This window comes from Ideonella sp. (assembly GCF_035254525.1).
GTDB lineage: Bacteria > Pseudomonadota > Gammaproteobacteria > Burkholderiales > Burkholderiaceae_C > Ideonella.
The window spans coordinates 1-6,349 of record NZ_DATFAN010000101.1 but is presented as its reverse complement, the minus strand read 5'-3'; the positions used below and the strand labels follow the sequence as shown (position 1 = coordinate 6,349).

Genomic DNA, 6,349 nt, shown 5'->3' with positions numbered 1-6,349 from the left:
CTGTCGGCCGGCACCGACGGCCTGGACGGCAGCGCCGGCGCGGCCGGCGCCTGGATCGACCCGACGACGATCGAGCGGGCCCGGGCCCGGGGCCTGGACCTGCGCTCGCGGCTCGACGACAACGACAGCGCCGGGGCGCTGACCGCGCTCGATGCGCTGATCCACACCGGCCCGACGCACACCAACATCAACGATTTCCGCGCCTTGTTGATCGAGTCGGGCTCTGTGCGCACCTGAGTGCCGCCTGAGCGCGGCGGTGGCACAATCGCGCCCTTTTTTCGCGGCCGCGCCATGCCCCACGCTTACTGCGCCATCGACTTCGGCACGTCGAACTCGGCCATCGCCCTGCCCCAGCCCTCCGGCCACGTCAGCCTCGTCGAGGTCGAGCCCGGCCAGCGCACGATGCCGACGGCCGTCTTCTACACGCTCGAAGGCACCTCGCCGCACGAAGACCCGCGGCGCCTGTATGGCCGCCCGGCGCTCGCCGCCTACATCGAAGGCCACGACGGCCGCCTGATGCGCTCGATGAAGAGCGTGCTGGGTTCGTCGCTGATCGACCAGGGCACCGACGTTGGTGGCGGCCGCTCGGTTCGTTTCCTCGATGTGATCGCCGGCTACCTGCGCCACCTGAAGTCACTCGCCGAGGCGCAAGCCGGCCAGAAGCTGAAGCGCGCCGTGATCGGCCGCCCGGTCTACTTCGTCGACGACGACCCGGCGCGCGATGCGAAGGCGCAAGCCGCCCTCGAGCAGGCCGCGCGCCAAGTGGGTTTTGCCGAGGTCAGCTTTCAATACGAGCCGATCGCCGCGGCGCTGGATTTCGAATCCACCGTCGACCATGAGCAGCTCGTGCTGGTGGCCGACATCGGCGGCGGCACCTCCGACTTCTCGCTGGTGCGCGTGGGCCCGGCGCGGCGGGCCCGGGTCGACCGGGCCGACGACATCCTCGCCAACCACGGCGTGCACATCGCCGGCACCGATTTCGACCGCCACGTCGAGCTCGCCGCGATCCTGCCGCTGGCCGGCTACCGCGCGCGCGGGCCGGCGCCGGCCGAGCGCGAGGTGCCGAGCAAGGTCTATTTCGACCTGGCGACCTGGCACCTGATCAACACCGTCTACACCCCGGCGCGGGTGATGGAGCTGCGGCGCATGCGCAGCTTCTACGCCGACCCCGCGCTGCACGCGCGGCTGATGGCGATCGTCGAGCACCGCCTGGGCCACGCGCTGATGGCCCAGGCCGAGGCCGCGAAGATCACCGTGGCCGACGGGCAGGATGCGCACATCGCGCTCGACGCGCTGGCGCGTGGCCTCGCGGCCACGCTGGCCGAGCCGCAGGCGCTGGCCGCGATCGAGGCCGACTTGGAGCGCATCGTGCAAGCCGGCATCGAGACGGCCCGGCTGGCGGGCGTGGCGCCGGAGCGTGTCGAAGCCGTCTACCTGACGGGCGGCTCGACCGGGCTGGCGCCGCTGGCCCGCCGCATCGCCGCCCCCTTCCACACCGCCCGCACCGTACGCGGCGACCGGCTGGCCAGCGTGGCGCAAGGCCTGGGCCTCCACGCCCAGCGCGTGTTTACGTAGGCCCCCACGCTCCCTCCGGTCGCTGCCCCCCAGGGGGGCTTTTGCAGCGGACCGGCAGAGCCGGATCCGCACAAATCCCTTGATCCGGTCAGCTCCGGTGACCGCCGCGCGGCAAGCGGCGCGGTCGCGTTACCGGCGCGGGCCTGGGGCGGGTGCTCGGCTGCGGGCGGGTCACATCGGCCAGCAGCAGCACGCTGTTGACCAGCGCCTCCACCGCCTCGGCCAGGTCGGCCGGCGGTTCGAGCTCCTCGATCAGCTCGAGCAGCTGGTCGGCGTCTTCCAGGTCCTCGGGGTCGAAGCTGCGGTACAGCACGGCGAGCGGCTCGGCGATTTCGGGTGAATCGCTGCGCATCAAGGCCGGGAAGAACTCCATCGCGGTGGCGAAGCCGGCGACCCAGGGCATCACGGCCTGCAGCGGGTCTTCCTCGTCTTCGAGCTCGAAGACCCAGGGGTCGAACCACTGGCGCTCGCGGATCGCGGCGTCCAGCTCGGCATGGCGTCGGCGCACCAGTGCGCGCAAGCGTTCGTCGGGAAAACCGAGCGGGATCGCGCGGCCGTCGACATCGACGACATGGCGCCACCAGTGGGCCTCGGGCACGGCACGCGGCTGCAGCAGCACGCCGCAGAGGAAGCCGTCGAGCATCATCACGTCGAGCGGCTCGGCCGGCGCCGGAATGCGCTCGAGCAGGCGCTCGAGCTCGGCCAGGTCGGCGTCGGTCAGCGCCGGTGCGGGGGTGTGGGGCATCGCACGATTGTCGCGCGATGGGGCGCCGTAGCGGGCCCGCACTGCAGCGCACTGACTCCAGGCCGAAGGCCGCGCCGTCGGTTGCACCTTTTGTGGATCGTTTCGATGCATCCCCCAATCAGGGGATAGCTGCCGCTATCGCGCGCCCCTAGAGTGCGCGCATGCCCCGGGTTCAGCGCTGCTGCACCCGGGCGAACGTCCCAACGACGTCCTCTCTGAGGACTTGTACCGACCCAGCCCGCGAGGGTTGGGTCGCTTTTTTTCAGTGGACGTAATTCGCGTCGCGCTGCAGCCGGAACAGGCTCACCAGCTCGGCCAGGCGCGCGGCCTGCCCCTTCAGGCTTTCTGCGGCCGCTGCCGATTGCTCGACCAGCGCGGCGTTCTGCTGCGTCATCTGGTCGAGTTGGCCGACCGAGCCGCTGACCTGCCCGATGCCGGTGCTCTGCTCGGCCGCGGCGGCGGTGATCTCGCTGATGATGCCGGAGACGCGCTGCACGCTGGCGACGATCTCGTTCATCGTGCTGCCCGCGTCGCTGACGAGCCGGGTGCCGGCCTCGACCCGGTCGACGCTGCTGCCGATCAGGCCCTTGATTTCCTTCGCCGCCTCGGCGCTGCGCTGCGCCAGCGAGCGCACCTCGCCGGCCACCACGGCGAAGCCGCGGCCCTGCTCGCCGGCCCGCGCGGCCTCGACCGCGGCGTTCAGCGCCAGGATGTTGGTCTGGAAGGCGATACCGTCGATGACGCCGATGATGTCGGCGATCTTGCGCGAACTGTGGTTGATCTCGTTCATCGTCGAGACGACCTGGGCCACCACCTCGCCGCCGCGCTGGGCCACGGCCGAGGCGGAGCTGGCCATCCGGTTGGCCTGCGCCGCGGCTTCGGCCGACTGGTTGACGGTGCCGGTCAGCTGCGTCATCGACGAGGCGGCCTGCTGCAGGCTGCTGGCGGTCTGTTCGGTGCGCTGCGACAGGTCCTGGTTGCCCACCGCCACCTCGCTGCTGGCAGTCTGGATCGAATCAGCCGAATGGCGGATGTCGCCGACCAGCGCGCGCAGGCGATCCTGCATGCCGTGGATGGCTTGCAGCAGGCGGCCGATCTCATCGTGCGAGCTGATCTCCACCGTCGAGGTCAGGTCACCCTCGGCAATGCGCTCGGCCACCTTGACGGCGCGCGCCACCGGCGCGGTGATGCTGCGCGTGGTGCGCCAGGCCAGCAGCACGCCCGCCACCAGCGCACCGGCCAGCAGCGCGCCGACCATCACCAGCGCTCGGCGCTGCGAGCTGATCACGGTTTCGGCGGCCGCGGTGTTCTGTTTCTGCACCACGTCGATCAGCTGGGCCACCTTCTTGCGCCAGACCACCTCGACCGGGCGAACCGCTTCGGTCAGCGTGAGCGTGGCCTCGACGCCAGCACCCATCTCGCCTTCCTTGGCGGCCCGCTCGATCAGCGGCACGGTCTTCTTTCCACCCTCCACGATGTCCTTCATCAACGCCACTTCGTCGGCCTCGGCCCCGGTGGAGTCGATCAGCGCGAGCAGCGCGGCCTCGCCGGCCACGTAGCGCTTCTTCGCCTCGGCCAGCACCTTCATCTCGACGTCGATCGCCTTCACGTCGGTCAGCAGCGTGACGGTGCGGGCCTGGATCGCCAGGCTGTTGATGCTCTCCAGCATGCTGTTGGCCAGCGCCAGCTTCTCGTTCTTGACGCCGACGATGTCCTGCACCCGGCTACCTTGTGCGCGTAACTCCGCCACGCTGAGGCCCGCGACGATCAGCAGCATCAGCAGCAGGCTGCCGAAGCCGATGCCCAAGCGGCGGGCGAGCGTCATGCGCGCAAAAGTGGGTACTGCCATGTTTTGTCTCCGGGCGCAGTTCGTTGATGGTCGGTTTTCGGATTGTTCGACTCCGAACTTGAGCCGGATCAGACAATATGCGGCCCGCCGCCGGTGCATTTCAGGGCACTGGTACGCGGCTTGCGTCGGGCCGCAGCCGCTCGGCGAGCCAGTCGACCAGGGCGCGCACCCCGCGCGGCACCTGCGCGGCATACGGCCTGATCGCCCACAGGTGTGTGCCGAACGCCCCGACCGGGCGCCAGCCCGGCAACAGCTCGACCAGCTCCCCCGCGACAAGCGCCGGCTCGGCGCTGAAATCGGGCAGCAGCGTGATACCCAGCCCGGCCAGCGCCGCCTCGCGCAGCGCCTCGCTGTTGTTGGCAGCGAACGGGCCCTGGATCGGCACGCTGACGCGCTCGCCCGGCCCGGAGCCCGTCGGCTCGAAGCTCCAGGCGGGCGTGTCGCCAGCCCGCGGGTAATACAGGCAGTCGTGCTCGCGCAGGTCCAGCGGCGCCTTCGGTGCCGGCCGGCGCGCGAGGTAGGCGGGGCTGGCCAGCAGCACGCTGCGGGTCTGGCGCAGCATCCAGGCCACGTGGGTGTCCGGCGGCGTGCTGGTGTGGCGGATCGCGAGGTCGAAGCCCTCCTGCGCCAGCGGGCGGATCCGGTCCGACAGGTCGAGCTCGATCTGCAGCGCCGGGTACGCGGCCAGAAAGCCCGGCAGCAGCGGCACGATGCACTGCCGCGCCAGCGCCACCGGCGCGGTCACGCGCAGCCGGCCGCTGGGCGCGGCGGCCAGGTCGCGCACCTGGGCGAAGGCCTGGTCGATGCTCGCGAAGGCGCCCTGGGTGGCGGCCACGAGCTGGCGGCCGGCGTCGGTCAGCTGCATGCTGCGCGTGGTGCGCTGCACCAGCGGCACACCGGCCGCGGCCTCCAGCTCGGCCACGCGCTGGCTCATCGCGGCCTTGCTGAGGTTCAGCCGCTGGGCCGCGGCCGTGAAGCTCCCAGCCTCGGCCAGCACGGTCAGCGCGTGGATCGGTGACCAGAGGCTGCCCGGCGTCGCGCGGGTGGATTGGGTCTTCTTCATGGCTGCGTATTGTTCGCCATCGTGAACAATGAATCCAGCCCAGCGGCATTGGCAGCCCCGGGACCGATGCCTAGACTGGCTGCATTCCAGCGAATGCGAGAGCCGCGACCATGGGTGCCCCCGAAGCCTTCACCACCACCGCCGACATCGGCCACTACATCGGCGGGCGCGTCGTCGCCGGCGCCAGCGGCCGCCGCCAGGCCGTCTACAACCCGGCCACCGGCGCCGTGGCGCGCCAGGTCGCGCTGGCCAGCGCCGCCGAGGTCGGTGCCGCGGTCGCCGCCGCCCAGGCCGCGTTTCCGGCCTGGGCCGACACGCCGCCGCTGCGCCGCGCGCGCATCCTGATCAACTTCCTCGGCCTGCTGAACCAGCACAAGGACACCCTGGCCGCGATGATCACGGCCGAGCACGGCAAGGTCTTCACCGATGCGCAGGGCGAGGTCACGCGCGGCATCGAGATCGTCGAGTTCGCCTGCGGCGCGCCGCAACTGCTCAAGACCGACTTCACCGACCAGGTGGGCACCGGCATCGACAACTGGGTGCTGCGCCAGCCGCTGGGCGTGGTGGCCGGCATCACGCCGTTCAACTTCCCCTGCATGGTCCCGATGTGGATGTTCCCGATGGCGCTGGCCACTGGCAACACCTTCATCCTCAAGCCCAGCGAGCGTGACCCCTCGCCCAGCCTGTTCATGGCCGAACTGCTCAGGCAGGCCGGCCTGCCCGACGGCGTGTTCAACGTCGTCCAGGGCGACAAGCTGGCGGTCGACACGCTGCTGGCCCACCCGGACGTGAAGGCCGTGAGCTTCGTCGGCTCGACGCCGATCGCGCAGACCATCTACGAGACCGGCGCCAAACACGGCAAGCGCGTGCAGGCGCTGGGCGGTGCGAAGAACCACATGGTGGTGATGCCCGAGGCCGACGTCGACCAGGCGGTCGATGCGCTGATCGGCGCCGCCTACGGCTCGGCCGGCGAACGCTGCATGGCGATCTCGGTCGCGGTGCTGGTGGGCGATGTGGCCGACAAGATCGTGCCCAAGGTGGCCGAGCGCGCGAGGGCGCTGAAGGTCAAGAACGGCATGGAGCTCGACGCCGAGATGGGCCCGATCGTCACGGCCCA

6 protein-coding genes are annotated in these 6,349 nt (G+C 70.9%); 3 read left to right on the top strand and 3 right to left on the bottom strand.

Annotated elements, in window-relative coordinates; translation table 11 throughout:
- Window positions 1-237, top strand: a 237-nt coding sequence (locus VJ693_RS09805) for an MOFRL family protein (protein ID WP_324153675.1), incomplete at its 5' end; no start/stop codon positions are given.
- A gap of 54 nt (window positions 238-291) precedes the next feature.
- A complete protein-coding gene (locus VJ693_RS09800) occupies window positions 292-1,575 on the top strand; it encodes an Hsp70 family protein (RefSeq protein WP_324153673.1) in 1,284 nt (427 codons plus the stop codon).
- Window positions 1,576-1,663: 88 nt separating this feature from the next.
- Here VJ693_RS09800 and VJ693_RS09795 read toward each other — a convergent pair whose 3' ends face one another.
- The 3 genes from VJ693_RS09795 to VJ693_RS09785 form a co-directional block, all read right to left on the bottom strand.
- On the bottom strand, window positions 1,664-2,320 hold the full coding sequence (locus tag VJ693_RS09795; RefSeq protein WP_324153671.1) for a YecA family protein: 657 nt from the start codon (window positions 2,318-2,320) through the stop codon (window positions 1,664-1,666).
- Window positions 2,321-2,582: 262 nt separating this feature from the next.
- Window positions 2,583-4,169, bottom strand: a complete 1,587-nt coding sequence (locus tag VJ693_RS09790) for a methyl-accepting chemotaxis protein (protein ID WP_324153669.1) — start codon at window positions 4,167-4,169, stop codon at window positions 2,583-2,585.
- A gap of 100 nt (window positions 4,170-4,269) precedes the next feature.
- The gene (locus tag VJ693_RS09785; RefSeq protein ID WP_324153667.1) at window positions 4,270-5,232 is read right to left on the bottom strand and encodes a LysR family transcriptional regulator; all 963 of its coding nucleotides are present in this window, start codon (window positions 5,230-5,232) and stop codon (window positions 4,270-4,272) included.
- Window positions 5,233-5,342: 110 nt separating this feature from the next.
- Between VJ693_RS09785 and mmsA the strand changes: the two genes are divergently transcribed.
- A partial coding sequence (gene mmsA, locus VJ693_RS09780) for a CoA-acylating methylmalonate-semialdehyde dehydrogenase (RefSeq protein ID WP_324153665.1) occupies window positions 5,343-6,349 on the top strand: 1,007 nt, incomplete at its 3' end.

Bases quoted from the DNA above. Each gene is read 5' to 3' on its own strand.
- VJ693_RS09800 (WP_324153673.1), top strand. From the start codon at position 292: ATGCCCCACGCTTACTGCGCCATCGACTTCGGCACGTCGAACTCGGCC.
- VJ693_RS09795 (WP_324153671.1), bottom strand. From the start codon at position 2,320: ATGCCCCACACCCCCGCACCGGCGCTGACCGACGCCGACCTGGCCGAG.
- VJ693_RS09790 (WP_324153669.1), bottom strand. From the start codon at position 4,169: ATGGCAGTACCCACTTTTGCGCGCATGACGCTCGCCCGCCGCTTGGGC.
- VJ693_RS09785 (WP_324153667.1), bottom strand. From the start codon at position 5,232: ATGAAGAAGACCCAATCCACCCGCGCGACGCCGGGCAGCCTCTGGTCA.